The 24,676-nt window shown below is 63.0% G+C and carries 19 protein-coding genes; 10 read left to right on the top strand and 9 right to left on the bottom strand.

Features of this window, described 5'->3' with window-relative positions:
* Positions 1-104: 104 nt before the first annotated feature.
* Positions 105-2,588: a mechanosensitive ion channel family protein gene (locus tag NKI49_RS13205; protein ID WP_352597930.1), complete on the bottom strand. Its 2,484-nt coding sequence runs from the start codon at positions 2,586-2,588 to the stop codon at positions 105-107.
* 231 nt (positions 2,589-2,819) lie between these two features.
* Here NKI49_RS13205 and NKI49_RS13200 point away from each other — a divergent pair, with 231 nt between their 5' ends.
* From NKI49_RS13200 to NKI49_RS13185, 4 genes are all read left to right on the top strand, one after another.
* Entirely contained in the window at positions 2,820-4,079 is a 1,260-nt protein-coding gene (locus tag NKI49_RS13200) for a sarcosine oxidase subunit beta (RefSeq protein WP_352597929.1), read from the top strand.
* Positions 4,080-4,167: 88 nt separating this feature from the next.
* The gene (locus NKI49_RS13195) at positions 4,168-4,464 is read left to right on the top strand and encodes a sarcosine oxidase subunit delta (RefSeq protein ID WP_027026030.1); all 297 of its coding nucleotides are present in this window, start codon (positions 4,168-4,170) and stop codon (positions 4,462-4,464) included.
* Positions 4,461-7,454 (top strand): sarcosine oxidase subunit alpha, encoded by a 2,994-nt coding sequence (locus tag NKI49_RS13190; RefSeq protein ID WP_352597928.1) that lies wholly within the window; start codon positions 4,461-4,463, stop codon positions 7,452-7,454. The genes NKI49_RS13195 and NKI49_RS13190 overlap by 4 nt, the downstream gene beginning before the upstream one ends.
* Positions 7,447-8,034 carry a sarcosine oxidase subunit gamma gene (locus NKI49_RS13185; RefSeq protein WP_352597927.1) on the top strand — a complete coding sequence of 196 codons (588 nt, stop codon included), beginning with the start codon at positions 7,447-7,449 and terminating at the stop codon, positions 8,032-8,034. The genes NKI49_RS13190 and NKI49_RS13185 overlap by 8 nt, the downstream gene beginning before the upstream one ends.
* 128 nt (positions 8,035-8,162) lie before the next feature.
* Here the strand turns inward: NKI49_RS13185 and NKI49_RS13180 are convergent, their stop codons facing one another.
* Positions 8,163-8,867 carry a nitroreductase gene (locus tag NKI49_RS13180; protein WP_352597926.1) on the bottom strand — a complete coding sequence of 235 codons (705 nt, stop codon included), beginning with the start codon at positions 8,865-8,867 and terminating at the stop codon, positions 8,163-8,165.
* Between the two features lie 181 nt (positions 8,868-9,048).
* Here NKI49_RS13180 and NKI49_RS13175 point away from each other — a divergent pair, with 181 nt between their 5' ends.
* The 6 genes from NKI49_RS13175 to NKI49_RS13150 all read left to right on the top strand — a co-directional run bounded on the left by NKI49_RS13175 (position 9,049) and on the right by NKI49_RS13150 (position 17,713).
* On the top strand, positions 9,049-9,636 hold the full coding sequence (locus NKI49_RS13175) for a helix-turn-helix domain-containing protein (RefSeq protein WP_352597925.1): 588 nt from the start codon (positions 9,049-9,051) through the stop codon (positions 9,634-9,636).
* A gap of 31 nt (positions 9,637-9,667) precedes the next feature.
* Positions 9,668-12,121, top strand: a complete 2,454-nt coding sequence (locus NKI49_RS13170) for a GcvT family protein (RefSeq protein WP_352597924.1) — start codon at positions 9,668-9,670, stop codon at positions 12,119-12,121.
* A 2-nt stretch (positions 12,122-12,123) separates the two neighbouring features.
* Entirely contained in the window at positions 12,124-13,077 is a 954-nt protein-coding gene (locus NKI49_RS13165) for a DUF4238 domain-containing protein (RefSeq protein WP_352597923.1), read from the top strand.
* Positions 13,078-13,186: 109 nt separating this feature from the next.
* Positions 13,187-14,092, top strand: coding sequence for a homocysteine S-methyltransferase family protein (locus NKI49_RS13160; RefSeq protein WP_352597922.1), 906 nt, complete (start codon positions 13,187-13,189; stop codon positions 14,090-14,092).
* Positions 14,085-15,266, top strand: a complete 1,182-nt coding sequence (locus NKI49_RS13155) for a pyridoxal phosphate-dependent aminotransferase (RefSeq protein ID WP_352597921.1) — start codon at positions 14,085-14,087, stop codon at positions 15,264-15,266. The genes NKI49_RS13160 and NKI49_RS13155 overlap by 8 nt, the downstream gene beginning before the upstream one ends.
* Positions 15,263-17,713: a GcvT family protein gene (locus tag NKI49_RS13150; RefSeq protein ID WP_352597920.1), complete on the top strand. Its 2,451-nt coding sequence runs from the start codon at positions 15,263-15,265 to the stop codon at positions 17,711-17,713. The genes NKI49_RS13155 and NKI49_RS13150 overlap by 4 nt, the downstream gene beginning before the upstream one ends.
* Before the next feature lie 150 nt (positions 17,714-17,863).
* Here NKI49_RS13150 and NKI49_RS13145 read toward each other — a convergent pair whose 3' ends face one another.
* The 7 genes from NKI49_RS13145 to NKI49_RS13115 form a co-directional block, all read right to left on the bottom strand.
* Positions 17,864-18,451, bottom strand: coding sequence for an NAD(P)H-dependent oxidoreductase (locus NKI49_RS13145; protein ID WP_352597919.1), 588 nt, complete (start codon positions 18,449-18,451; stop codon positions 17,864-17,866).
* On the bottom strand, positions 18,451-19,032 hold the full coding sequence (locus NKI49_RS13140; RefSeq protein ID WP_352597918.1) for an NAD(P)H-dependent oxidoreductase: 582 nt from the start codon (positions 19,030-19,032) through the stop codon (positions 18,451-18,453). Before NKI49_RS13140 ends, NKI49_RS13145 begins: the two co-directional genes overlap by 1 nt.
* Positions 19,033-19,072: 40 nt before the next feature.
* Entirely contained in the window at positions 19,073-20,476 is a 1,404-nt protein-coding gene (locus NKI49_RS13135) for an FAD-binding oxidoreductase (protein ID WP_352598052.1), read from the bottom strand.
* Positions 20,476-21,786 carry a cytosine deaminase gene (locus tag NKI49_RS13130; protein WP_352597917.1) on the bottom strand — a complete coding sequence of 437 codons (1,311 nt, stop codon included), beginning with the start codon at positions 21,784-21,786 and terminating at the stop codon, positions 20,476-20,478. The genes NKI49_RS13135 and NKI49_RS13130 overlap by 1 nt, the downstream gene beginning before the upstream one ends.
* A gap of 178 nt (positions 21,787-21,964) precedes the next feature.
* Positions 21,965-22,816 (bottom strand): ABC transporter permease, encoded by an 852-nt coding sequence (locus NKI49_RS13125; protein WP_352597916.1) that lies wholly within the window; start codon positions 22,814-22,816, stop codon positions 21,965-21,967.
* Positions 22,803-23,633, bottom strand: a complete 831-nt coding sequence (locus tag NKI49_RS13120; RefSeq protein ID WP_352597915.1) for an ABC transporter ATP-binding protein — start codon at positions 23,631-23,633, stop codon at positions 22,803-22,805. The genes NKI49_RS13125 and NKI49_RS13120 overlap by 14 nt, the downstream gene beginning before the upstream one ends.
* A gap of 12 nt (positions 23,634-23,645) precedes the next feature.
* Positions 23,646-24,650 (bottom strand): ABC transporter substrate-binding protein, encoded by a 1,005-nt coding sequence (locus NKI49_RS13115; RefSeq protein ID WP_352597914.1) that lies wholly within the window; start codon positions 24,648-24,650, stop codon positions 23,646-23,648.
* Positions 24,651-24,676 lie beyond the last annotated feature (26 nt).

The following is a 24,676-nucleotide window of genomic DNA, read 5'->3' as shown; positions in this document are numbered from 1 at the left end:
GGCATTCTCGCCTTTGCTTGGAAGCTTATATGAGATGGAAGCTGAACAGCAACTGAATGCCGCATTCATGCCGCAATTGGGTTTGCGCGGTTTGAGCTCCACGATTAGTCAGGATCGGGCTTCTTGGATTTGCGGGGCTTGACCAGCAGTTTCGCCTCGGCCGCGGCCACCTTTGCCTGTTCCTGTTCGGCGAAGTCAGCCTCGATCTTGTCATCGTCGGTTGGCCAGGCCTTGGGCTTTTTGACGTCAACGACGGCACGCGGCGTCGAGGGTATCTCGATGTGCTCGTTGTTGAAGGTTTCGAGAATGGTGAAGCGGATATCGTTCTGCACGATGTTGCCGTTCGTCACATCGGCCAGGAACACGCGGACCTCGAATTCGAGCGCGGCAGCCCCGAAATTGGCAAACAGCACGAAAGGCTCGGGGTTCTTCAGCACCAGCGGGTGGCCGCGCGCGATTTCCAGCAGAGTGGCATGCACCTGCTTGACGTCGCTGCCATAGGCGACGCCGACCTTCAGGTCGATGCGCCCGAGCTTGTTGCGGTGCGTCCAGTTGCCGACGGCGTTGTTGATCAGGTTCGAGTTGGGCAGGATTACCGATTGCCGCTGGAAAGTCTCGATCTCGGTGGCCCGCACGCTGATCTTCTTGACCGTGCCGCTGATGTCGCCGGCGACGATCCAGTCGCCGACCTTGAACGGCCGCTCGGCCAAGAGGATCAGGCCCGAGACGAAATTGGACACCACATTCTGCAAGCCAAAGCCGATACCGAGGGAAAGGGCGCCGGCGACCAGCGCCAGGCTGGAGAGATCGATGCCGGCGGCCGAGATGCCGACGAGCGCCGCCAATGCCACGCCGGCATAGCCGATCGCCAGCCGGATCGAATTGCGCACCCCCGTATCGACCTTGCCGCGCGCCATCACCGAGCCGTCGAGCCAGCCCTGGAACCAGCGCGTCAGGAAATAGCCGATGATGAAGACGACGATGCCCGAAAGGATGCCGGTGACCGAAATGGTCACAGAGCCGACAGTGATTCCGGTTGCCAGTCTGTAGGCCCAGGCCTGGATGTCGCCCAGCTGGAAGCCCCACATCAAAAGGATCAGCGGCAGGAAGACCAGCACGATCATCACGTTGATGGCGACGCTGACGACAAGGCCGAGCTGGTCGAGTGCCGTGTCCTCATAGCTGGAATTGGCTGACAGCCAGCGACCGACGGATGTGTTGGCGAAAGCACCCTCCTCGCCGATCGCCTGCGCCGAGAGGAAGCCGATATAGGCGGTGACAAGGGCGGTGCCGGTGACGACAACCTGGAGCGAGACGAAAAGGGCGAGGCCGATATAGCCGAGCAGCGCCGTGATAATGGTGAAGAAACCGAGCGCAAGCGATGTATAGCGCAGCCATGCCGGCCATGGCCGCCAGCTTCCGTCATGCGCCTTGAACGGCCTCAGCATCGCCATCAGGATCAGGATGACGCCAACGATGATGGTGGCGACGAAACTGCGGGCGATGGTCAGCGACAGGGGCGATCCCATCTTGTCGTTGATTATCGACAGGAAGGTGTTGACGCTGATGACGACGGCCATGGCGGTGGCCAGGCGCACCAGCCATCGCGCCGGCCCGGTCTCGACTGGGATCAGGCGCCAGTTCGGCAGCCGCGGCGACAACGCCGCATTGGTCAGCCGGTTGACGCAGAACACCACGCCGATGACGGTCGCCAGCGCATTGAGGAAGAAGCCAATATCGCCGCGCAACACATTGTAATAATTGAAGAAGAAGATCGTCGAGCCAAGAAACGCACCAACCGCCAGCGTCGGCAGCAAGGTCGACCAGAAGGCCACCGAGAGGCGGCTGAGATAAGACGGGTCCTCGTTGGTGGGGTCAGGTTCGAACACTCGTCCGAACAGCCGTCTGCCGCCGACCAGCAGCACGAGGGCCAGGCCAAGCGCCACGAAGGTCGCCGCCAGGATCGCCTGGAACTTGAATTTAAACGCGAAGCTCAGCCAGGACGACACCGCCTTGTAGAAATTGTCGAACTCGTCCTTGGCATCGGAGAAAACCTGCGGGCTCAATGCATCGGAAAGCACGTAGCGCTTGGTGAGCAGATTGCGGAACAACTCGCTGCGCATGTTGCCGATCTTGTCGATCAGCCCGCTGATACGGATCGACAAGGTCTGGGCTTGCGCGATGACCGCGTTGATTTCCGCCTTTTCCGACGCCAGCGCCTGGCGTTCGCCGCTGACGATATCGGGCTCCGCCGGCTGGCCGGCAGCGGGCGCGGCACCAAGCTGTTCGAGTCGGGCGTTGATCTCACCGAGGCGGGAACGAAAGGCCAATGCGCTGTTCAGCGCCTTGTGCGACAATTCCTCGAGTTGCAGGCGGATATCGACCAGGTCGCTGTCATCCTCGCCGTCCTGCTGGATCTTCTTGTCGAGATTGTCCGTCTTTGTCGTCAGATCCTGCAGGATCTTCTGCTGGTCGGCCACCAGTCCGGCAGGAGCCTGGCCGAGCCCTTGCGCCGCAGCGTCGAACGACAGCGGCGCCGAAACGACGAGCGTGATGATCAGGATGAGGCGAAGCAATCGGAAAAGCATGATTTGTTGACGACTCACGGGCGGCAAAGGCGTTGAAGAGCCTGTCCTTGATAAAGACGGCCATATCATGGGGCAAGCCGTCGCATCCGATCGCCGATATCATCCCATCCGCTGGCCCTCCTCTGATCCCTGACAAAGGCGTCGGCCAGTCGAAAGGCAATGGCGCAATATTGGCTTTGCGGCTGCGGCCTGCTCTATAGTCTGCCGCATCGCCCGAACCGGATGACAATGATGGCAGAGTACTCGGCCTTTTCGCTGCTTGCGAACGCGCTCAAGGGAAACAAGGACTGGAAGCCGGCCTGGCGCAAGCCGGATCCCAAGGCTTCCTATGATGTCATCATCATCGGCGGCGGCGGCCACGGGCTGGCGACCGCTTACTATCTCGCCAAGGAACACGGCATCACCAATGTCGCCGTGCTGGAAAAGGGCTGGCTCGGCTCCGGCAATGTCGGCCGCAACACGACAGCCGTACGCTCGAACTACCTGCTGCCGGCGAACACCCGCTTCTACGAACATTCGATGAAACTGTGGGAGAACCTCGCGCACGAGCTCAACTACAACGTCATGTTCTCGCAGCGCGGCTGCCTGAACCTGGCGCACACGCCAGCCCAGTTCGACGACTATGCAAGGCGCGGCAACGCCATGCGCCATCTCGGCGTCGACGCCGAGTTGATGACGCCGGCCGAGATCAAGCGCCTGATCCCGGCGCTCGACATCTCCGACAGCGCTCGCTTCCCGGTGGTTGGCGGCCTGATGCAGCGCCGCGCCGGAACCGCCCGCCACGACGCGGTGGCCTGGGGCTATGCGCGCGGCGCCGACCGTCGCGGCGTCGACATCATCGAGAATTGCGAGGTCACAGGCTTCCTGCGCGACGGCGACCGCATATCGGGCGTCACCACCTCGCGCGGAGACGTCCGCGCCAGGAAGGTGGCGGTCGCGGTGGCCGGCAGCACCGGACGCGTCATGCAACTGGCCGGCGTCGAAACGATGCCGATCGAGAGCCATGTCTTGCAGGCCTTCGTCACCGAATCGCTAAAACCCTTCATCGACACCGTCGTGACCTTCGGCATGGGGCATTTCTATATGTCGCAGTCCGACAAGGGCGGCCTCGTCTATGGCGGCGACATCGACGGCTACAACAGCTACGCCCAGCGCGGCAATCTGCCCATCGTCGACGAGGTGATGAGCGAGATGCTGGCGCTGTTTCCAGGCCTTGCCCGCGTGCGCATGCTGCGCTCCTGGGGCGGCGTCTGCGACATGTCGATGGACGGTTCGCCGATCATCACCACCGGTCCCCTGCCCGGCATGTATCTCAATTGCGGCTGGTGCTATGGCGGCTTCAAGGCGACGCCGGCCTCCGGCTGGTGCTTTGCCTGGACCATCGCCAAGGATCAGCCGCACGATTTCAACGCCCCCTTCACGCTCGACCGCTTCCACCGCGGCCTGGTGATCGACGACAAGGGCCAGGGCGCCACCCCGAGGCTTCATTAGCCATGATCCGGAACCGAAGGGCCGCATCGGCGAAGACTGGAAGCCGGTTCCCAGACAAGTTCATGGTCAAACAAGAAGATACAATTCGATGCTGATCACTTGCCCCTACTGCGGCCCGCGCGACGTCATCGAATTCACCTATCAGGGTGACGGCAACCGCGAGCGCCCCGATCCCGCCTCGCAGAATTTCGAGGCGTGGAACGCCTATGTCTACGACCGGCTGAACCCGGCCGGCGACCACAACGAGATCTGGCAGCATTCCGGCGGTTGCCGCGCACATCTGCGGGTCGTGCGCAACACGCTGACGCATGAGATTTCCAGCGTCGCCTTCGTGCGAGGCGATCACACCTCTGCCACGCGCCGCAAGGCGGAGGGCAAGTCATGAGCCCGCGGCGCACCGACAGCGGCGGCCGCATCGACCGGCTGAAAACCATCCGCTTCACCTTTGACGGCGCGCCCTACACCGGCCACGCCGGTGACACGCTGGCGTCGGCGCTGCTGGCCAAGGGCGTAACCCTTTACGGGCGCTCGTTCAAATACCATCGTCCGCGCGGTCTGCTGACCGCCGGCGTCGAGGAGCCCAACGCGCTGGTGACGGTGCTGAAGGGAGAGGTTCGCGAGCCCAACATTCCGGCGACCATGGTCGAGATCCACGATGGGTTGGTGGCCGTCAGCCAGAACCGTTTTCCCTCGCTTGCCTGGGACATCAACGCCGTCAACCAGCTTGGCGGCAAGCTCCTCTCGGCCGGCTTCTACTACAAGACCTTCATGGGTCCGGTGTTCGGCCCGCTGAAGGGCACGCGCCTCTGGATGTTTTGCGAGCATTTCATCCGCCGCGCCGCCGGCCTGGGCAGGGCCGGATCCGCGAGGGACCCGGCCCGCTACGAGCGCATGAACGCCTTTTGCGACGTGCTGGTGGTCGGCTCCGGCCCCGCCGGTCTGATGGCCGCCAAGGCAGCCGCAGATCAGGGCGCCCGCGTCATGCTGGCCGATCTCGAGCCGCGCTTCGGCGGTTCGGCCAACTGGTCCGATGAAATCGTCGATGGCGCGCCGGCGGCCGATTGGGCGCGCCGCACCGTCGCCCAGCTCGAAGGCCGCGACAATGTCCGGCTTCTGCCGCGCACCACGGTCTGGGGCTATTACGACAACAACACGCTTGCCGCGCTGGAAAGGGTCAGCGACCACAAGGAAGCCCCGGCCAAGGGCGAGCCACGCCATCGCTACTGGGCAATCCGCGCCAAATCCGTGGTGCTGGCCACCGGCGCCTTCGAGCGGCCGCTGGTATTCCCCGGCAATGACAGACCCGGCGTGATGCTGGCGCATGCGGCCGAGCGCTACGCCAACGAATTCGGCGTGCTGCCGGGCGAGCGCATCGCGCTGTTCACCAACAATGACAGCGCCTATCGCTCCGCACTTGCCCTGAAGAAGGCAGGTGCACAGGTGGTCGCCATTATCGACGTCCGGCCAGAGCTTTCGACGGAGATGCGCCAGCTGATCGCGGAAACCGACGCCGAAATTTTCGCCGGTCAGGCCGTCGTCGCGACAGAGGGAGGCAAGGCGCTCTCGGGCATCAAGGTTCAGCGTTTCGACATGACCAACGGCTCGCTCACCGGCGACGCCCGCAGCATCCACGCCGACTGCCTGCTGATGTCGGGCGGCTGGTCGCCGACCATCCACCTGGCCAGCCAGGCCGGTGCCAAGGCGGAATGGAATGCCGCGCGACAGGCTTTCCTGCCGCCGAAGCCGATGCAAAAATGGATCGGTGCCGGCGCTTTCACCGGCAGTTTTTCCACCGCCGAGGCGATGGCCGAAGGGCGCGCCGCGGGCCTTGTCGCAGCGGGTGGGCAAAGCACGCCCGCCATACTGCCGACGGTCGAGGCAGCGCCCGGCGATCCCGATCCGGCGCCGGTCTTCGAGATCCGGGCCAAGGGCAAGAGCTTCGTCGATTTCCAGCATGACGTCACGGCCGAAGATGTGCGCTTGGCGCATCGCGAGGGCTTCGTCTCGGTCGAACATCTGAAGCGCTACACCACGCTCGGCATGGCGACCGACCAGGGCAAGAGTTCCAACATCCCCGGCCTCGCCATCATGGCCGAAGCGTTGGGCAAGCCGATCCCCGAGGTCGGCACGACGCGTTTCCGGCCGCCCTTCGCGCCGGTGTCGATCGGCTCGCTGGCAGCGGAGCGCTTCGGCGATCTGAAGCCTGAACGGCTGACGCCGATGCATGACTGGCATCTCGCCAACGGCGCGACCATGTATTCCGCCGGACTCTGGTATCGACCGATGATCTATGGTCATGCAGGCGAAACCATCGAGCAGGCCTATGTGCGCGAGGCCAAGGCGACGCGCGAAAGCGCCGGCATGGTCGATGTCTCGACACTGGGCAAGATCGCCGTGCAGGGCCCCGATGCCGCCGAATTCCTCGACCGCGTCTACACCAACATGTTTTCGACGCTCACCATCGGCAAGGCGCGCTACGGATTGATGCTGCGCGAGGACGGCCTCGCCTTCGACGACGGCACCACCTGGCGGCTCGGCGAACAGGATTTCCTGATGACCACCACCACGGCCAATGCCGGCAAGGTCATGCAGCATCTGGAATATTTTCTCGACGTGATCTGGCCGGAGCTGAAAGTGCACGTCACCTCCGTGACCGACGAATGGGCGGGCGCGGCGATCGGCGGGCCGAAGGCCAGACAGATTCTCGCCGCCTGCGTCACCGGCACATCGGTCGACAATGCCACCCTGCCCTTCATGGGCATCGTTCGCGGCGAAATCGCAGGCGTGCCGGTGATGATCTGCCGGCTCTCCTTCTCCGGTGAAATGGCCTTCGAGGTGTACTGCGGCGCCGGCTACGGCACCCATGTCTGGGAGGCGCTGGTCGAGGCCGGCAAGCCGTTCGGGCTGGTCACCTATGGGCTCGAGGCGCTGGGCACGATGCGGATCGAGAAAGGCCATGTCACCGGCGCCGAGATCGACGGACGCACCACGGCGCGCGACCTGCATCTCGACTGGATGCTGTCGAAGAAGAAGCCGTTCATCGGCTCGGCGATGATGGACCGTGAGGGCCTGATCGCGCCCGATCGGCTGGAACTCGTCGGCCTGGTCGCGCTCGACAACCGGCCGCTCAATGGCGGCGCGCACATTGTCGAGGAGCTTGACGAGGCCAACCCGCACGGCTCGATCGGCCACATCACCGCCTGCTGCTATTCGCCGGCGCTGGGCAAGTATATCGCGCTGGCACTGGTTAAGGGCGGCAAGGCGCGGCACGGCACGCGCGCTCATGTCTCCGATCCCTTGCGCAACCGCTTCGGACCGGTCGAGATCGTGTCCAACCACTTCTACGATCCGGACGGGAGCCGCATGCATGGTTGAGCGTCAATCACCGCTTGATCCGGAATTTCACCCCGGCTCCCACGGCAATTTCGAGCATGGCGTCGAGATCATCCTTACCGAGACGAGACCGGGCTCGATCGTGCAGCTTGCGGCGTGGCCCGGCGAAGAGAAGAAACTGATCGCTGCCATCCGCACCGTCACCGGGCTTGCGCTGCCGGACGGCGCCGGTGGCGGCCTGAGCGACGGGGTGAAGTCGGCGTTCGGCTTCGCGCCGGGAAAGTTCACCGCCGCCGACGAGGCCGAAGGGCTGGCCGCGGCCTTCGTCAATGTGGTCACCCCGGCCATCGGTACGGTGACCGATCTGTCGCACGGCCGCACCGCTATCCGCATTGCCGGGCCAAAGGCCGAATGGGTGCTGGCGAAATTCTTCGCCATCGACTTCGCGTTGCCAGCCTTTCCGGTCGGCTCTGGCCGCTCGACCGCCCATCACGACGTCTTTGCCCAGATCCAGCGCACCGGCGCCGACCAGTTCGACATCTATGTCTTTCGCTCGTTCGCGCGCTCGTTCTGGAAGGCGCTCTGCCATGCCAGCGAGGAAGTCGGCTACGAGGTGCAGTAGCTGGCGGCCGCATGGCCGCCTTGGCGCTGCTTCTGGCATCAAGGCCAGCCGGTCTTGCCGCTAGAAATATCCGCCGGCGCCACCGATCGCGCCGATGTGTCGGCCAAGGCCAACTGGCGATCAGCCATCTACTCGCTGAACGTCACCCACTCTTCCAGCGGCACGCGGTCGGTGCGGAAGGCGTTTTCAGGCTTCGTCGTATCCTCGTAACCGAGTGCCATGCCGCAGACGACGATTTCCTCGTCGGGAATGCCGAGCACCGGCCTGATCTGCCGGTGATAGGGGGCAAACGCCGCTTGCGGGCAGGTGTGCAGGCCTCTGCCTCGCGCCGCGACCATGATGTTCTGCAGGAACATGCCGTAGTCGATCCACGAGCCCTGGTTGAGCCGGCGGTCGATGGTGAAGATCATGCCGACAGGAGCGTCGAAGAAGACGAAGTTGCGGTCATGCTGGGCGCGCATCTTGTCGACTTCGCGGCGGCCGATGCCAAGCGCGCCATACAGGCCGAAGCCGTTGGCGCGCCGCCGTGTCAGATAGGGCTCGAAGAACTGGGTGGGATAGTAGCGGTACTCGTCCCAGTCTGCTTTCTCGGCGCGAATGCCCGAGCTGAGAATGGCGGCTGATATCCGCTGCTTGGTCTCGCCCTTGGTGACATAGACCCGCCACGGTTGCATGTTGGTGCCCGAAGGCGCCTGGGCCGCGACCGTCAGTATGGCGCGGATGGTGTCATCGTCGACCATGTCGGGCAGGAATGCACGCACCGAACGGCGCGACAGGATCGCGTCGTCAACGACGTCGGCATCGCCCGCAATTCGAGGCATTTTCTCTAGCATGGGCCGTCCCTTTAGCCTTTGTCTCGCTCGGACGTCCCCACTCGCCGCTCGCCGCCGAGCCTTTGCATGAACCGCCAAAATCCTGCAAGTAAATCTTGAGCATCGGTGAAAATCCACTTGATTTTTTCATGAGCTTGATTTCTCATGAAATTTGGTCGCGAATTTTCATGAAGAGATCGTTTTGCCTTCAACCATCGCACGAACATTGCAGGAACCTGACGAACGGGTGCTGGCCAGCGATATCAGAGCTTTGCGCAGGGCGCGCGGACTGACGCTGGCGGAAATCGCTCTGAGACTTGGCCGCTCGGTCGGCTGGGTCAGCCAGGTCGAACGCGGCCTGTCGACGCCTTCGCTCAGTGATCTCAGGGCCTTCGCCGAATTGTTCGGCGTGCCGCTCAGCCTATTCTTCAGCCACGACGTTCCCATCGAAAGCGAGCGTGGCGTGATCGTGCGCTCCGCCAGCCGCCGCGCGCTTGGCACAAGCGAATCCGGCCTGATGGAGGAACTCCTATCGCCCGATCTCGGCGGTAGCTTCGAGATGCTGCGCTCCGTCTTCGCGCCGGGCGCCGAGCTCAAGACGGAGGCGCGTCGGCCGACCGAAGAGGCTGGATATGTCGTGTCGGGCACATTCGACATCGAAATATCAGGTACATGGCATCGGCTCGGCGAAGGCGATTCCTTTCGCTTCGACGGCAAGCCTTTCCGCTGGCGCAATCCGGGAACGGAGCCGGCGGTCGTCATCTGGGTGGTTTCGCCGCCAGTTTATTGAATGAACGCTAGACCAAGGGTTGGAGAAGAATATGGCCGGTTTGCCGAGCACGGCACGCGTGGTGATCATCGGAGGCGGCGTCGTCGGCGCCTCCTCGCTCTATCATCTGGCCAAGGCGGGCTGGACCGACTGCGTGCTGTTGGAAAAGAACGAGCTGACCTCTGGCTCGACCTGGCATGCCGCCGGCAATGTGCCGACCTTCTCCTCGTCCTGGTCGCTGATGAACATGCAGCGTTATTCGACCGAGCTTTATCGCGGGCTGGCCGACGAAGTCGATTACCCCATGAACTATCACGTCACCGGCTCGCTGCGGCTCGCCCACTCGGTCGAGCGGATGCAGGAGTTCCAGCGCGCCAAGGGCATGGGCCGCTACCAAGGCATGGACATCGACATCATCGGCGTCGATGAGGTCAAGCGCCGCTACCCCTTTATCGAGACGCATGATTTGAAGGGTGCACTCTACGATCCAAGCGACGGCGACATCGATCCGGCGCAGCTCACCCAGGCGCTGGCCAAGGGCGCGCGTGACATGGGCGCCAAAATCATCCGCTTCTGCCCAGTCACCGGTGTGCGCCGCGAGAAGGATGAATGGGTCGTTGTATCAGCCCAGGGCGAGATCCGCTGCGAGATCGTCGTCAATGCCGCTGGCTACCGCGCCGCCGAGGTGGGCCGCATGTTCGGCCGCGACGTGCCGATGATGGTGATGAGCCACCAGTACATATTGTTCGAGGAAATCCCCGAACTCGCCGCATGGTCGCGAGAGCAGGGAAAGAAACTGCCGCTGCTGCGCGACGTCGACACTTCCTACTATCTGCGCCAGGAAAAGAACGGCATGAATCTTGGCCCCTACGAGCGCAATTGCCGCGCGCATTGGGCCGGTCACAACGATCCGATGCCGGACGATTTTTCGTTCCAGCTGTTCCCGGACGATCTCGACCGGCTGGAACATTACCTAGCCGATGCTGTCGCCCGCGTGCCGATCCTGGGCACCGCCGGCCTGTCCAAGGTCATCAACGGCCCGATCCCTTATGCGCCGGACGGCAATCCGTTGATCGGACCGATGCCGGGCGTCCCCAATGCCTTCGAAGCCTGCGTCTTCACCTTCGGCATCGCGCAAGGCGGCGGCGCCGGCAAGGTGCTGGCGGAATGGGTGACGCAGGGCCAGACCGAATGGGACATGTGGTCATGCGATCCGCGCCGCTTCACCACCTTCGCCTCGGCGCCGGATTATTGTGTCGCCAAGGGCATGGAAATCTACGGCAACGAATACGCCATCCAGTTTCCCCGCCATGCCTGGCCCGAGGGCCGCAATCGCAAGCTGTCGCCGATCCACGATCGCATCAGCGCGCTCGGCGCCCGCTTCGATGCCTATAATGGCTGGGAGCGCGCCACCTGGTACGCGAAAGACGGCGACGACATCTCCGAGGAAGCGACACTGACCTTCCGCCGCGATGGGCCGTGGCAGCATCGCGTCCGCGAGGAGTGCCTGGCCGTGCGCGATGCCGCCGGCATTCTGGACCTGCCGGGCTTTTCGCGCTTCAATCTCGAAGGACCTGGTGCCGCCGAATGGCTGAGCCTGCAGATCACCGGCCTGGTGCCGAAGCCCGGTCGCATCGGCCTCGTCTATTTCTCCGACGACAAGGGCCGCATCGTCACCGAGATGTCCGTCGTGCGCCACGATGAAAATCTGATGACGCTGATCACCGCCGCGGTCGCGCAATGGCATGATTTCGAATGGCTGAAATCGCGCATGCCTGGGGATGCGCCTTTCAAGCTGACCGATCGGACCGAGGAATATTCCACTCAGGTCCTGGCCGGCCCCAACGCGCGAAAGATCCTTGCCGATGTCTGTGGCGCCGACCTCGCCTTGCCATGGCTGACGCACCAGGAAACCAATATCGCCGGCCGCTGGGCAAAGCTTGTCCGCGTCTCCTTCGCCGGTGAACTCGGCTGGGAGATCCACACCAGGGTCGGTGACACCGCCGCTATTTTCGACACGATCTGGGCCGCCGGCCGGAAGCATGGGCTGAAGCCGTTCGGCATGTACGCGCTGGATTCGCTCAGGCTTGAAAAAGGCTACCGCACCTGGAAGGGCGACCTGTCCACCGACTATTCGATCCTGCAGGGCGGGCTGGAGCGTTTCGTGAAATGGGAAAAGCCTGACTTCCGGGGCAAGGCGGCACTTCAGAACGAGAAGCAGCAAGGCGTGAAGAAGCGTTTCGTCACGATGGTCGTCGAAAATCCCGGCGATTGCGACGCGCCCTACATGTCGACGCTCTGGCATGACGGCCAGATCGTTGGCGAGACGACATCCGGCGGCTGGGGTCATCGCATCGACAAGTCGATCGCGCTCGGCATGCTGCGCGCCGACCTGGCCGAAGCCGGCACTTCTGTCGAGGTCGAAATCTTCGGCGACCGTTTTCGGGCGGTGGTGCAGAAAGACGAGCCTTTGTGGGATCCGAAGAACGAGAGGCTGCGAGGATAGACTTGGGCAACCACCATTTTGTGCCAAAGTTCATCTTGAAACGCTTTGTGGGTGAACACGGCCGACTTTGTGCATATGCACTGTCAAATGGCGCGCGCTCATACGTTCCCGTGACGAAAGCCGCGTGCTCCGAGAATTTCTATGACTTCGAAATATCAGGGAGAAATATCTCATACGAAGGTCGATTGTCTAAACTTGAATCAAACTGCGCACGCTCCATCAAAAAAATGGTGGATCACGAGAATGTACTTTCAATCTCCGAGCAGGAGCGGGAGATCGTCAGTCTCCTTATTGCCATTCAGAGTTTTAGGACGGCATCGTTTTTTGAGGGAGCTTCTGCCGTCGACAAAGAAAGGCGAGCTAACATATTCATGACCTCGATGAGATCCTCGTTCTTGATACAAAAGGAGATATTGGGGCGGAAGTGGGTCTTAATGAAGATCGAGGGTAGTCATACATTTTATGTTGGCGACCATCCCGTCACCTTCCAGAACACGGAGAATCCATCTCAAAGCGGAGATCTCGGTTTCGACGTTGCAGGGATTGAGGCGTTTTTTCCACTGACCCCAAAGTTGGCGTTGTATATCCCGCATCAATCGACATCGAGGCAACTAACCGATGGATATGCGAGCGCACAACAGTTTCAGATCGAGGCGAACCGGGCAGTCCTTTCTGGCCAGTATCACCCGATGGCGAACCCGGAAGGGCTTAGCTCGATTCGAAAGACATTGATTTCAGGAAAAATTTTTGATGATGCATTCCACCGGGGGACACCAATGCCAGCGGTCGAAGAAAATGTCATAAACTTCAACTACTTACAGATTCTCTTTGCGCACAAAAATGTGTTCTCCTGCAAAGACGACTTTTCATTCGCCGACTACGTCTTGGAAAAGAGCCCTCAATACAGGCAAGTGCCCAAAGTGTTTTTCTCGACTTACTCTCCAGGAGCTGAATAGCCATGTCCAGACCATCATCGCACGTCTCCAGCATCGTGCCTTTGGGCAAGGGCGGCTGGGAGGTCCACTACGCCCCGCTACAGGATCCCAGGAACGAAAGGCTGCGCGCATGAAGCAAGTCGTCCTTACCGATGGCGGCATGGGCCAGGAACTGGTTCGCCGCAGCAAGTCCGAGCCAACACCGCTCTGGTCGGCCAGGGTGCTGATCGACGAGCCGGATCTGGTGCGCGACCTGCACGCGGAATTCATCCGCGCCGGCGCCCGCATCATCACCATCAACACCTATTCGGCAACACCCGAACGCCTGGCCCGAGAGGGTGCGGAGGATCTGTTCAAGCCGTTGCAGAAGCGCGGCATCGAACTGGCCAGGCAGGCGCGCGACCTGGCCGGCGACACCGCTATCGCCGGCTGCCTGTCGCCGCTTTTCGGCAGCTATGCGCCGGCGCTGACCATTTCCTATCAGGAGACGCTCGATATCTACCGCCGCATCGTTGCCGAGCAGGCCGACGGCGTCGACCTGTTCCTCTGCGAAACCATGGCGTCGGCCGAGGAAGCGCGCGCGGCGGTGACCGCCGCGTCGGAAAGCGGCAAGCCGGTATGGGTGTCGTGGACGCTGGCCGACCACGGCCAACCGCGTCTGCGCAGCGGCGAAGCCATCGCCGCCGCGTCCTCGGCGCTCGGCGACCTGCCGGTCGCGGCGCGGCTGGTCAACTGCTGCCGGCCGGAAGCGATCGCCGTGGCCTTGCCCGAACTGATCGAGCTTGGCGGTCCGGTCGGTGCCTATGCCAACGGCTTCACTTCCACCGAGGCGCTCAAGCATGGCGGCACGGTCGATGTGCTGCATGCCCGTCATGATCTCGGGCCGGACGCCTATGCCGACCAGGCCATCGGCTGGGTGGAGGCCGGTGCCGACATCGTCGGCGGTTGCTGCGAAGTCGGACCGGCCCATATCGCCGCTCTGCGCGAACGGCTCGAACGGGCCGGCTATGAGATTTCAGGAGTCATCCATGCCTAGACCATCATCGCGCATTTCCGGCATCGTGCCTTCGGGCAAGGATGGCTGGGAAGTCCATTTCGCCGCCTGGGCCCGCAAGGAGGCCGGCGAAGACATCATCATGCTGTCGGTCGGCGACCACGACTTCGACACGCCTTCGCAAACGATAGAAGCATGCGTGACCGCGGTTCGCGGCAGCAATCACCATTACACGCCGCTGCCTGGCCTGCCACGCCTGCGCAAGGCGATGGCCGCGGCATCGCGCGCCTGCACCGGCGTTGCGACGGACCCCGACCAGATCATCGCCACGCCCGGTGGACAGGCGGCGCTCTACGCGGCCGTCCAGGCCGTGCTCGATCCGGGCGATCATGCCATCGTGGTTGCGCCTTACTATGCGACCTATCCCAACACTTTCAGCGCGGCTGGCGCCGAATTCACAGTGGTCGAGACACCGGCAGCGGATGGTTTCCAGCCACGCGCCGACATGATCCGCGCGGCGCTTCGGCCGAACACGCGCGCTATCCTGATCAACACGCCGAACAATCCGACCGGTGCGGTCTATTCGCGGGAGCGGTTGGAACAGCTGGCCGAAGTTTGCCGGGAGCATGATCTTTGGCTGTTGTCGGACGAGGTCTATTGGACGCTGGGTGGTGGCGAGCACGTCTCGCCGCGCTCGCTGCCCGGCATGGCCGAGCGCACGCTGGTCATCAATTCGATGTCCAAGAGCCACGGCATGACCGGCTGGCGCATGGGCTGGCTGACCGGCCCCAGCGAGATGATCACGCTGCTGACCAATCTCAATCTGGTAACGACCTACGGCTTGCCTGCCTTCATCTCGATCGCCTGTGTCGAGGCATTGGAAAACGGCTATGGCGTCAAGGAGATCGCCGAGCGCTATGCGGCGCGACGCACCGTGTTGCTCGACGCCGTCCATGGCATGAACAACGTTGCCGTGCGCGGCTCCGAGGGCGGTATGTATGTCATGCTCGACATATCGGCCATCGAGCCGGACGATGAGAAATTCGCCTTCGCCTTGCTCGACAAGGAGAGGGTCGGCGTGATGCCGGGTTCCAGTTTCGGCGAAGCTGCCGCTGGTCATATCCGCGTCAGCCTGTGCCAACCCGAACCCGTGTTGCGGGAAGCAGCGCTTCGGCTGCGCCGCTTTGCTTCCAGCTACCGTCGCGAGGCCGCATGACCGCCAAGGCCGTCCCTACCAAAGCCCGTGCCGTCATCATCGGCGGCGGCGTCTCCGGCTGTTCGGTCGCGTACCACCTGGCCAAGCTCGGCTGGACCGACATCGTGCTGCTCGAACGCAAGCAGTTGACCTCGGGCACGACCTGGCATGCCGCCGGCCTGATCGGCCAATTGCGCGGCTCGCAGAACATGACGCGGCTGGCGAAATATTCGGCCGACCTTTACGTCAAGCTGGAAGCCGAGACCGAGGTCGGCACCGGCATGCGCCAGGTCGGCTCGATCACCGTGGCGCTGACCGAGGAGCGCAAGCACGAGATCTACAGGCAGGCGTCGCTCGCCCGCGCCTTCGACGTCGATGTGCGCGAGATTTCCCCCAATGAAGTCAAAGAGATGTACCCGCATCTCAACGTGTCCGACGTGGTCGGCGCCGTGCATCTGCCGCTCGACGGACAGTGCGATCCCGCCAACATCGCCATGGCGCTGGCCAAGGGCGCGCGCCAGCGCGGCGCCACCATCGTCGAGAATGTGAAGGTTACCAAGGTCCATGCCAAAGCCGGCCGCGTCACCGGCGTGTCCTGGGCGCAAGGCGAGGAACAAGGCACCATCGAGGCCGACATCGTCGTCAACTGCGCCGGCATGTGGGCGCGCGAACTGGGCGCGCAGAACGGCGTCACCATTCCGCTGCACGCCTGCGAGCATTTTTACCTCGTCACCGAGCCGATCCCCGGCCTCAGCCGCCTGCCGGTGCTGCGCGTGCCGGACGAATGCGCCTACTACAAGGAAGACGCCGGCAAGATGATGCTCGGCGCCTTCGAGCCGGTAGCAAAGCCATGGGGCATGGACGGCATCCGCGAGGATTTCTGCTTCGACCAGTTGCCCGAGGACATGGACCATTTCGAGCCCATCCTCGAAATGGGCGTCAACCGGATGCCGATGCTGGCGACCGCCGGCATCCACACATTCTTCAACGGCCCCGAAAGTTTCACCCCCGACGACCGCTACTATCTGGGCGAAGCGCCGGAGCTCAGCGGCTACTGGATGGCGACCGGCTATAATTCGATCGGCATCGTCTCCTCCGGCGGCGCAGGCATGGCGCTGGCGCAATGGATCAACGATGGCGAGGCGCCTTTCGACCTGTGGGAAGTCGACATCCGCCGCGCCCAGCCGTTCCAGAAGAACCGCCGTTACCTCAAGGAGCGTGTCTCGGAAACGCTCGGCCTGCTCTATGCCGACCACTTCCCCTATCGCCAGATGGCGACGTCGCGCAACATCAGGCGCTCACCCCTGCATGAGCAACTCAAGGCGCGCGGCGCCGTGTTCGGCGAAGTCGCCGGCTGGGAGCGCGCCAACTGGTTCGCCCGCGAAGGACAGGAGCGCGAATACCGCTATTCCTGGAAGCGGCAGAACTGGTTCGACAACCAGCGCGAGGAACACCTTGCGGTCAGGAACAAGGTCGGCCTGTTCGACATGACCTCGTTCGGCAAGATCCGGGTCGAGGGCCGAGACGCCTGTGCTTTCCTGCAAAGGCTCTGCGCCAACGACATGGACGTCGCGCCGGGCAAGATCCTCTACACGCAGATGCTCAACCAGCGCGGCGGCATCGAAAGCGACCTCACCGTGTCGCGCCTTTCGGATACGGCCTACTTCCTGGTCGTACCCGGTGCCACGCTGCAACGTGATCTAGCCTGGCTGCGCCGGCATGTCGGCGAGGAGTTCGTCGTCATCACCGATGTGACGGCGGCGGAAGCCGTGCTGTGCCTGATGGGCCCGGATGCGCGAAAGCTGATCCGGAAGGTCAGTCCCAACGATTTCTCCAACGAGAAAAATCCGTTCGGCACGTTCCAGGAGATCGAGATCGGCATGGGCCTCGCCCGTGCCCACCGCGTCACCTATGTCGGCGAACTCGGCTGGGAACTCTACGTCTCGACCGAGCAGGCGGCCCATGTCTTCGAGGCGATCGACGAGGCTGGCGCCGATGTCGGCCTGAAGCTCTGCGGCCTGCACACGCTGGATTCCTGCCGCATCGAAAAGGCCTTTCGGCATTTCGGACACGACATAACCGACGAAGACAATGTGCTGGAGGCGGGCCTCGGTTTCGCGGTGAAGACGGCCAAGGGCGATTTCATCGGCCGCGACGCGGTGTTGAAAAAGAAGGAAACCGGATTGAGCCGCCGGTTGGTCCAGTTCCGGCTGAAAGACCCGCAACCGCTGCTCTTCCACAACGAAGCGATCCTGCGCGACGGCAAGATCGTCGGCCCGATCACATCGGGCAATTACGGCCATTACCTCGGCGGCGCGGTCGGGCTCGGCTATATCGAGTGCCGGGGCGAGAGCGAGGCGGAGGTGCTGGCTTCATCCTATGAGATCGAGATCGCCGGCGAGCGCTTCGCCGCCGAAGCATCGCTGAAGCCGATGTACGATCCGAAGGCGGAGCGGACGAGGATGTAGCGCCTTCTTACCCTCCCCCTTGTGGGGAGGGTCGGCTCGCAGTCGGAGCGAAGCGGAGATTGCGAGCCGGGGTGGGGGTGCGCCCTACGAGACCCCCACCCCGATCCGCTAGGCGGATCGACCCTCCCCACAAGGGGGAGGGTAAGGAACTCAAAACCTTTCCAGCTTCGCCCGCACCTTCGCCAGAAACGCGGCCCTCGTCCGCGGCGTCGACGCATCCATCAGATAGTGCGCCAGGAAGAACGTCCGGCAGCGCGTGGCGCACAGCGCCCGCATGCCGCGCAGCAAGGTCTTGCGTCCCGGCTGGCCGACGATAACGCTCCACCAGGTCGGCGCGCCGCAGGTGGTGATGACGCCGACCTTGGTCACATGCCGCATCAGCGACTTGATCCGCCCCTTGCCGGCCGGCAGCTTAAAGGCGACGTCCGTCGCCCACACCCGGTCGAGCCAGCCCTTCAGCATCGCCGGCAGCCCATACCACCAGGTCGGATAGACGAAGAGGATCGCTTCGGCCCAGATGAGCAGCTCGAAATGCGGCTTCAATCCCGGGTCCTGCGGTGCCTGGTTGTTGTACGTGCGCCGCTCCTCGCAACTCATCACCGGGTCGAATTTCTCGGCATAGAGGTCTAGCAGGCGCACCTCCCAGCCTCTCGCCTTCAGCGTCTCGACCGCAATGTCGCGGATTGCGGCGCAAAAACTATCCGGCACCGGATGGCAGTAGACCACCAGCGCGCGCATCAGAATCTGTCCATGCTGGCCGTGACCTTGGCCAAGAACGCCTCGCGCGTCTCGTCGGTCGAAAGGTTCATCGAATAATGCGCCAGATAGGAAACGGAAGCGCCCGGCTTTACGGTGGCGCGCAGCATGCGCTTGATCAGTTTGCGCGGCGGGTCCCCCATCAGCATGGCGCGGAACCGGCTTCCGCCGTAGGTGGTGACCGCTGCGACCTTGCGTACATTGTGCAGCGACGGCTGCACTTTGCCGTCGACCAGCTTGAACGACACGCCGGGCAGGAAAACGCGGTCGAAGAACCCTTTCAGGATTGCCGGAAAGCCGTAGTTCCAGACGGGATAGGAAAGCACCAGCGCATCGGCTCGCAGCAGCCGCTCGACATAGGGCGCCGCGGGGTCGGCTGAGCCGCGCGGATTGTGGTAGTCCAGCCGCTCCTGGCGCGCCAGCCGCGGGTCGAAATCCTCGGCATAGAGATCGCAGTCATCGACGGAGTGGCCCGCCGCCGTCAGCCGCTCGACGATCGTCCGGTGCAGGCCGGCATTGAAGCTGGTCTCCACGGGATGGGCGTAGAGGACGAGGATGTTCACAGGAGGACATCCTGGAGGGGGGCGTTCAAGCACAAACCTCTCATCCCGTCCTCTGCAGCCCTTTGAACAAAAAAGTCCGGCCGGAACGATAGTCGTAATCCGGGTTTTCCCAGGCGATCATCTTGCCGGGATTGAGCAATCCCTGCGGATCGGTCTCGCGCTTGAAAGCGAGCTGCACCGCATCCGTCTGCTTCATGCCGCCCTCCTCCAGCGTATAGCGATGCGGGTTGAAGATCGGGCAGCCATTCTCCTCGTGCAGGCGGATGATCTGGTCGAGCCGCGCCTCGGTGGTGAACTTGACCAGCGGCAGGCCGAAGCAGGTGATGTTGCCGTCCAGCCGCACGAATTCCAGATGCGAGAAGACTTCGCCGGGAAACATCGCGTCCATCTTTTCGACCAGCTTCAACTGGTTGGGAAAGGGATAGAGCGATTGCAGATAGGTGATCGAAGGATCAACGCGCAGCGCCCTGAGCGTGGTGTGGTTCCAGGCCAGCTCATAGGCAGGCGGCAGGCCTTTTTTCTCTTCCGGCGTCGCTGTAGCGGCGCTGAAAATGACCTCGCCGCCGGCGCGGCGGGTGAAGGCAAGGAAGGCATCCAGCCCATGCTGTGCCACCATGACGACGCAGATGCTCTGCCCCTCCCTGAAAAACTTCTGGTGCCGCTTGAAATAGAGCTGCGGCACGGGTGCGGCTATCGGCGTGATCAGCTTGGTCAGGATGCCGTCCTGGCAGGCGAGCGCATTGCCATAGCGGGCCGCGTCCATGAAAGCATCGAAGCCGACGATGACGTCGATCCAGTCATAGGCTGCGGTCAGCGGCATCTCGACTTCCGATATGATGCCATTGGTGCCGTACGCGTGGGTCACCTTGTGCAGATCCTCGCCGGTGAGTTCGAGCACCTTCGGCTCGGCTTCCATCGTTACTACACGCAGCCGCAGCACATTGCCGAAATCGCGCAGGCCGCCGAAATTGATCGAGCCGACGCCGCCCGAACCGCCGGCGATGAAGCCGCCGATCGAGGCCGTGTTGTAGGTGGAGGGCGACAGCCGCAATTCCTGGCCGGAATGCGCGCGCGTTGCGTTGTCTATATCGGCCAGCACCGCGCCCGGCCCGGTCACCACGCGCCCCGGCGCGATCGACTTGATCTCGTTCATCTCGGCGAGGTTGAGCACCACGCCGCCGGAGAGCGGCATCGCCTGGCCGTAATTGCCGGTGCCGCTGCCCCGCGGCGTTACAGGGACGGCATGCCGGTGGCAGGCGGCGAGCACGCGGATCAGTTCGGCCTCGTTCTTCGGCGTCACGATCAGATCGCCGGTGACATGATCGAGCTGCCGCTTCAGCACCGGGCTATACCAATAAAAGTCGCGGCTCTTCTGCTGGACGATCGCCGGATTGTCGTCGATCTTAAGGCCTTCGAGATCGCGCTTGAGCGCCGAAACGTCCATCATTCCACCATCAGTTCGTCGAGTTCTGCGTAGTCGGGCAGTTGGCGGTCGATCGCGCGTCCACCACGCACGACAATGCGATCCGATTCGGGCCGCGACAGCAATTCCGTCCAGCTCCGGCCCTTGAAGACGATGAAGTCGGCATCGCCGCCGGGGGCAAGCGTACCGAACCCGTCGAGCCGCATCACGCTCGCCGGCGTCGCGGTGATCGTTTGCGGCCAGTCCGCGACCGGATGATCGAAATGCAGGATGCGCGTCGCCATGCGGTAGACCTCGAGCATATCGAGATCGCCATAGGCATAGAAGGGGTCGCGCGTGTTGTCGGAAGCGACGGCGACCTGAATGCCGCGTGCCTTCATCTCGTGCAGCAGCGTCACGCCTCGCCAGCGTGGCGTGGTGCCGTCGCCGCGCCGGTCCTGCAAATAGAGGTTGCACATCGGCAGCGACACGACGGAGAGCCCGGCCTTCGCCACCTTGTCCAAGGTGTCGAGCACATTGAGATCCGGCTGGCGCGCCAGCGAGCAGCAGTGGCCGACCAGGATCTTTCCCTCGAAACCGTTCCAGAGCGACGCCTCGGCAATCTTCTTCAGAGAGATCGCGGAAACGTCGTCGGTCTCGTCGGCATGGAAATCGAGATCGAGGCCGTGCTTGATGGCTTGCGCGAAGACATGGTCGAGCAGCTCTTCAAGATCAGGCACCATATAGGTGACGACGCCAAGCACGCCCTTGGCGGCGGCGACCCGTTTTGCCAGCCTGTCGAACCACTTTTTGTCGCGCACGCCCTCGATGCCGATCAGGCAGGCGCCCTGCAACTCGACACGGCCGCGCCATCGATCGCGCATCGTCTCGAATACCGGCCAGGAGATTTCCTCCTGCGGCGCGACGCTGTCGAGATGGGTGCGCAGCGCCCGGGTGCCATGCGCGTAGGCGGAGCGCAGCGAGAAATCCATGCGCCGCGCCACGTCCTCGGCGCTCCAATGGGCAGTGCGGTCGGCCCCGGTGGCGTTCAGCGCACCCATGAAGGTGCCGTCGGGATTGGGCTTTCGCGGCCAGATATGGCCCTTGTCTATATGGGTGTGGCAGTCGACGAAGCACGGCAGGATGATGCGGCCAGCCAGGTCGATCGCATCGGCAGGCGCTTCCGATCGGCCATGTGCGGTGATGCTGGAGATCTTGCCGTCGGCGACTGCGATATCGGCAAGCGCGAAGCCATCGGAATCGAAGATGGCGGTCAGGCTGGGCGTCAGCGACGCGTGAACACGGATGTTGCCGAGTACGAACCGGCCGGAGTCCGGAATCTCGGAGCTCATCGCTGCCCCTCATCCGCCTGCCGGCACCTTCTCCCCGTATAGAGACGGGGAGAAGGGAAGCGCTCCAACGCTGACGACCCCCTCTCCCCGTCCCTATACGGGGAGAGGGTAAGGGTGAGGGGCGGCGCTAACGCCGGGAAAGATGAGAGGCAGCTTTTGCCTGCGGAAAAGGGCGTCATCACCGCTCCTGCTTCAGCGCGCTTTCGTGCCAGCGCCGCAGAATGAGATGTGAAATCAGCGACAGCACGAGGAAGATCAGGATGCCGGTGAGCGAGATCAGGAACAGCGCCGCGAACAGACGCGGCGCGTTGAGCCGGTAGCCGGCTTCGATGATGCGCGAGGCGAGCCCCGACGACTGGCCGGTGGTGCCGGCGACGAATTCGGCCACCACGGCGCCGATAAGCGACAGGCCGCCGGCGATCTTCAATCCGCCGAGGAAATACGGCATGGCTGCCGGCAATCTCAGATAGCGTAACTGCTGCCAGCGCGTCGCGCCATTGAGCTTGAACAGATCGCGCAAATTGCGGTCAACGGAGTTGAGGCCGAGCGTGGTGTTGGACAGGATCGGAAAGAAAGCGACGATCCAGGCGCAGAGCAGAAGCTTGGTCGTCTGGTTGTCGACATAGATGTTGATCAGCGGAAAGATCGCCACGATCGGCGTCACCTGCAGCACGATGGCGAACGGGAAGAACGACATCTCGACCCATTTCGATTGCGCGAACAGCACCGCCAGCCCGACCCCGCCAAAAACAGCAAGGAGCAGGCTGAGGAAGGTGATGCGCAAGGTCACCAGCAGCGCCGAGAACAGCAGGCCGGCATCGTTGTAGAGCGTCCACAGCACCACGCCGGGTCGAGGCAGGATGTATTGCGGAATCTCGTTCCACACGCAGATGCGGTCCCACAGCCAGATCGCCAGGATCATGATCGCCATCGGCAGCAGCCAGCGGCCGATCCGCTCGAACCGCTCCTGGCGCACACGGCGCGCTTCCTCGGGGTCGAGTTTGAGCGACCGCTCGTCAATGGCCGTCATGGTGCGAGCCTGCTGTTGAATTGATGGCATTGACCAGCACATCGGAGGCCTGCCGGCAGAGCGCTGCGTAATCGGTAGAGGTGCGAAACGCCTCGTCGCGCGGATAGGAAGCCTCGATCGCGAGTTCATCGAACACCCTGCCCGGCCGCGCCGCCATGACGACCACGCGATTGGAAAGGAACACGCTTTCAAAGACGCTGTGGGTGACGAAGACGACGGTGAAGCGCTCGTCCTGCCACAGTTCCAGCAGATCATTGTTGAGCTTGAAGCGCGTGATCTCGTCGAGCGCGGCGAACGGTTCGTCCATCAACAGCACGCGCGGCTTGGTCACCATGGCCCGCGCGATCGAGACGCGCATCTTCATGCCGCCCGACAGTTCGCGCGGCACCGCATCTTCGAAGCCGGTCAGGTGCACCCGCGCCAGCATCTGCGTCACCGCCGGCGCCGCCTGGGACCGGCTGATGCCTTTCAGCCTGAGCGGCAGCCAGACATTGTCGAAGACGCTGGCCCAAGGCAGCAGTGTCGGCTCCTGGAAGACGAAGCCGATGTTCGAGCGGTCGAGGGAGGCGCCGCCGCGCCAGTCGAGCACGCCGGAGGTCGGCGTGGAAAGGCCGGCAATCAGCCGCAGCGCCGTCGACTTGCCGCAGCCGGACGGTCCGAGCAGGCTGAGGAAATCGCCCTCCCGGATCGTCAGGTCGACGTCGCTCAGCGCCGTCACGCCATTGGAAAAGACCTTGCCGACGCCACGCAGCGCCAGCAATGTCGGTGCGGCGTCCGACGCACTTGCAGGCGCTTGCGCCACTTTTTCCCGCATCATGCCGGGACCGGCCTATTTCTTCAGGTCCAGCCCAACGCCCTTGTTGATGAACGTCAGCGTGTAAGCCTTCTTGATGTCAATGCCTTCAGGCGTGACCTTGGCCTTGACCATCTTGTCGTAGAAGCTCTTGATCCGTTCGTCGGTCATGGCGCCGATGCCGAGCTTTTCGGTGTCGCCGGAATCGGCAAGGCCAAACTTCTTCATCTGCTCGATCGAGAAGGCGATCTGCTCGTCGCTCATGTCAGGATTGTCTTTCTTGATCATGTCGTTGGCGGCCTTGTTGTCGCCGTAGAGATATTTGTACCAGCCCTTGGCCGAGCCATCGACGAAGCACTGGACCACCTCCGGCTTCTTGTCGATCGTGTCCTGCATCACCTCGATCGTGGTCGAATAGGTGTCCCAGCCATAGTCGGCCAGCAGGAACTGGTTCGGCACGAAGCCGCCTTCCTTCTTGACCGCGAACGGTTCCGACGTGACGTAGCCTTGCTGGATCGACTTCTTGTTGGCGAGGAAGGGAGCGGTGTTGTAGGTGTAAGGCGCGCGCTTGGCGGCGTCGAAGCCGAGTTCGATGACCATCCACTGGAAGAAGGTCTGCGCGCCCTCGTCGCCCAGAATGTATTGCTCGGCGTTCTTCAGGTCCTCCCATTTATCGAGCCCCTCGCCCGGATGGGACATGATGACCTGTGGGTCCTTCTGGAAATCGGCAGCCACCACGCGCATGGGAATGCCTTGCTGGACGGCGTCGAAGGCCGACAGCAGATTGCCGCCCATGTAGAAATCGATCTTGCCGGCCAGCAGCAACGGCCGGCCGCTGACCTGCGGGCCGCCCTGCATGATGGTGACGTCGAGGCCGCAGGCGGCATAGGTGCCGTCCGCCACGGCCTGGTAATAGCCGCCATGCTCCGGCTCAGCCAACCAGTTGGTGCCGAAGGTGACTTTTTCATTCGCCGCGGCACCCAGCGTGCTCGCCGCGAGCAGAGCCACGACAGCCACCGAGATCTTCTGTTTTCCGTACATCGACACCACCACCCTTTGTTTGCTCC

This window comes from Mesorhizobium sp. M0587 (assembly GCF_040320945.1).
Taxonomy (GTDB): Bacteria; Pseudomonadota; Alphaproteobacteria; order Rhizobiales; family Rhizobiaceae; genus Mesorhizobium.
The sequence above is the reverse complement of the archived record's forward strand: the minus strand, read 5'-3'. Positions and strand labels throughout refer to the sequence as shown.